A 3,190-nucleotide genomic window follows, 5' to 3' on the forward strand; every position below is an offset into this window, starting at 1 on the left:
ACCGGATCGGCGGCCTTCTCGGCGCTCAGGACCTGCGCGGTGGAGAGGGCGGCATCGCTCGCGGGCGGCGTCGGCTGCGTCGCGGCGGCGTCCGGGCCGGCCGGGCCGCAAAGGGCGACGCCGACGGTGGCGATGAACGCGGCGGCGGCGAGGGTCGTGCGCTTCGGAGCAGGCACCTTGGGAGTGGGCGTCGTGGCCGCGGATCGGATCACGGAGTCCCCCTGCTGCTCACCGGGGCGGGAAAGGCCGAGGATCGGGCGGAGACCATAAAGATCGCGTTAACCGTCGCGACGATCTGTTTGCGCGCCGTGGCGCGATTGCCTATGTCTGCCCGTCCGCGCCCGTAAGGTGCGGACCACGCACGGCGCCGAGAACGCCGGAACCCCAGCAGGGACCCTTTGGGACGCCTGAGATGACCGAGATGACCGGGAGCCGCCTGCGGGGCTCGCTCACCGCGCTTGTGACGCCGTTCCGCGACGGCGCCTTCGACGAGGACGCCTTCCGGAAACTCGTGCGCTGGCAGATCGAGCAGGGCAGCCACGGCCTCGTGCCGACCGGCACCACCGGCGAGAGCCCGACCCTGACCCATGCCGAGCACGACCGGGTGGTCGAGGCCTGCATCGACGAGGCGGGCGGGCGCGTCCCGGTCGTGGCGGGGGCGGGCTCCAACTCCACCGCCGAGGCGGTCGAGCGGGCGCAGCATGCCGAGCGCGCGGGAGCCGACGCCGTCCTCGTGGTGACGCCGTACTACAACAAGCCGACGCAGGAGGGCCTCTACGCCCACTTCAAGGCCGTCAACGATGCGGTCGGCATTCCGATCATCATCTACAACATCCCGCCGCGTTCCGTCATCGACATGAGCGTCGAGACGATGGCCCGGCTCTTCGCGTTGAAGAACATCGCCGGCGTGAAGGACGCGACCGCCAAGATCGACCGCGTCAGCCAGCAGCGACAGGCCATGGGTGCGAGCTTCATCCAGCTTTCAGGCGAAGATGCGACGGCGCTCGGCTACAACGCCCAGGGCGGCCACGGCTGCATCTCGGTGGTGGCGAACGTCGCCCCGCGTCTCTGCGCCGACCTCCAGGAGGCGACGCTGTCGGGGGACTACGCCAGGGCGCTGACCCTCCAGGACAAGCTGTTCCCGCTCCAGACCGGCCTGTTCGCCGAGGCCAACCCGGCGCCGGTGAAGTACGCGCTCGCCCGGCTCGGCCACATGCAGGAGGAGCTGCGCCTGCCGCTCGTGCCGGTGACGGAGCCCACGAAGCGCATCGTGGACGACGCCTTGCGGCATGCCGGGCTCCTGGTCGACTGAGAGGCACCCGCATGGCCCCGAAACCGGAGCCCAGCCGGCGGATCGTCGCCGACAACCGCGCCGCGCGCTACCACTACACCATCGAGGACACCCTCGAGGCCGGCATCGCGCTGACCGGCACCGAGGTGAAGTCCCTGCGCGGCGGCAAGGCGACGATCGGCGAGGCCTATGCCGGTCCCTCCGGCAACGACCTGATGCTGTTCAACGCCTACATCCCGGAATACCTGGAGGCGAACCGCTTCAACCACGACACCAAGCGCCCCCGCCGGCTGCTGCTGCACCGCCGCCAGATCAACAAGCTGATCGGCGCGACCCAGCGGCAGGGCTACACGGTGGTGCCGCTCAAGATCTACTTCAACGACCAGGGGCGGGCGAAGGTCGAGCTGGGCCTCGGCAAGGGCAAGCAGGCCCACGACAAGCGCGAGGCGGTGAAGGAGCGCGACTGGCAGCGCGACCGGGCCCGGCTGCTGCGCGACCGGGGCTAGGTTGCGGGCCTAGGTCCCGGGACCGGTGGGGCTTAGCCGGATGCGCCGGGGGCGCGGACAGGATCGCCTTGGCGGCGATCCCGCGCCGTCGCATGATCCCGCCTCCGCCGGTGCGGCGGCCCGGACTCGCGCATACGAGGTGCGGCCCATGCCATCCAGCCACGACGTCCTGCCCGACGACCTGCCCGTTCCCGTCGACGACGGCGCGGCCGCCCATCTCCGCGGGATGCGCCTGCCCGACGTGGCGCTCACCGCAACGGATGGACGCACCGTCTCGCTGGCGCGGCTCTCCGGGCGCACGGTCGCCTACGCGTATCCGCGCACCGGCGAGCCGGGGAAGCCCGGCCTCACCCCCGACTGGGACGCGATCCCGGGCGCCCGGGGCTGCACGCCGCAGGCCTGCGATTTCCGCGACCACCACGCCGAGCTGAAGGCCCGGGGCGTGGCCCAGGTCTTCGGCCTCTCGACCCAGACGAGCGCCTACCAGCGGGAGGCGGCCGAGCGCCTGCACCTGCCCTTCCCGCTCCTCGCCGACCCGCACCGGGCCTTCGCCATGGCGGCGCGCCTGCCGGTCTTCGAGGCCGGCGGCGCGGTGCTGCTGCGCCGCCTGACCCTGGTGATCGACGACGGCGTGGTGAGCGCGCTGTTCTACCCGGTCTTCCCGCCGGACCAGAGCGCCCGGCAGGTTCTCGCCTGGCTCGACCGGCCAGGCGCCTGAGGGCCTACTCCTCGGCTTCCGGCTGGCGGATGCCGTAGCGGTTCTCCAGGCCCGGGTTCGTCCGGCCCTCCCCGCGGTAACGGCTCGGCGCCTCGCCGGGCGCCCGGACCGGACGCTCGCCCGGATCGCGCCCGATCCGGCCCGCGAGGCTCGCGAGGTCGACGAAGTCGTCGGCCTGCCGCCGCAGCTCGTCGGAGATCATCGCCGGCTGGGTCTGGATCGTGGAGATCACCGTCACCTTGACGCCCCGCCGCTGCATCGCCTCGACCAGCGAGCGGAAATCGCCGTCGCCCGAGAACAGGATCATGTGATCGATATGCGTGCTGAGTTCGAGGGCGTCGATCGCCAGCTCGATGTCCATGTTGCCCTTGTACTTCCGCCGGCCCATCGAATCCGTGAACTCCTTCACGGGCTTGGTCACGACGCGGTAGCCGTTGTAGTCGAGCCAGTCGATCAGGGGGCGGATCGATGAATATTCCTGATCCTCGATCATGGCGGTATAGTAAAATGCGCGCAGAAGGTTCTCGCGCGATTGAAATTCCTTGAGCAGTTTCTTGTAATCGATGTCGAAACCGAGGGCCTTGGTGGTGGCATAGAGATTGGCGCCGTCGATGAAGATGGCGCTGCGTTTGGGTTGTGGGCATGAACAGGTCAGATCCCGGAAAATCGTGGGTG

The 3,190-nt window shown here is 70.2% G+C and carries 5 protein-coding genes; 3 read left to right on the forward strand and 2 right to left on the reverse strand.

Annotated features, from left to right (window positions below; all coding sequences use genetic code 11):
* Window positions 1-212: hypothetical protein (locus I53_RS31855; RefSeq protein WP_374701372.1), on the reverse strand; the 212-nt coding region annotated here is incomplete at its 3' end.
* Window positions 213-412: 200 nt separating this feature from the next.
* Here I53_RS31855 and dapA point away from each other — a divergent pair.
* The 3 genes from dapA to I53_RS25180 all read left to right on the forward strand — a co-directional run bounded on the left by dapA (window position 413) and on the right by I53_RS25180 (window position 2,515).
* Window positions 413-1,312 (forward strand): 4-hydroxy-tetrahydrodipicolinate synthase, encoded by a 900-nt coding sequence (gene dapA / locus I53_RS25170; RefSeq protein WP_043355929.1) that lies wholly within the window; start codon window positions 413-415, stop codon window positions 1,310-1,312.
* Between the two features lie 11 nt (window positions 1,313-1,323).
* Window positions 1,324-1,797 (forward strand): SsrA-binding protein SmpB, encoded by a 474-nt coding sequence (gene smpB / locus I53_RS25175; protein WP_043355930.1) that lies wholly within the window; start codon window positions 1,324-1,326, stop codon window positions 1,795-1,797.
* 148 nt (window positions 1,798-1,945) lie between these two features.
* Entirely contained in the window at window positions 1,946-2,515 is a 570-nt protein-coding gene (locus I53_RS25180; RefSeq protein WP_043355932.1) for a peroxiredoxin, read from the forward strand.
* Between the two features lie 4 nt (window positions 2,516-2,519).
* On the opposite strand, the gene I53_RS25185 is transcribed toward I53_RS25180, so the two are convergent.
* Entirely contained in the window at window positions 2,520-3,182 is a 663-nt protein-coding gene (locus I53_RS25185; RefSeq protein ID WP_251982451.1) for an NYN domain-containing protein, read from the reverse strand.
* Window positions 3,183-3,190 lie beyond the last annotated feature (8 nt).

Origin of the sequence: Methylobacterium sp. B1, from assembly GCF_000333255.1 — a bacterium.
GTDB lineage: Bacteria > Pseudomonadota > Alphaproteobacteria > Rhizobiales > Beijerinckiaceae > Methylobacterium > Methylobacterium fujisawaense.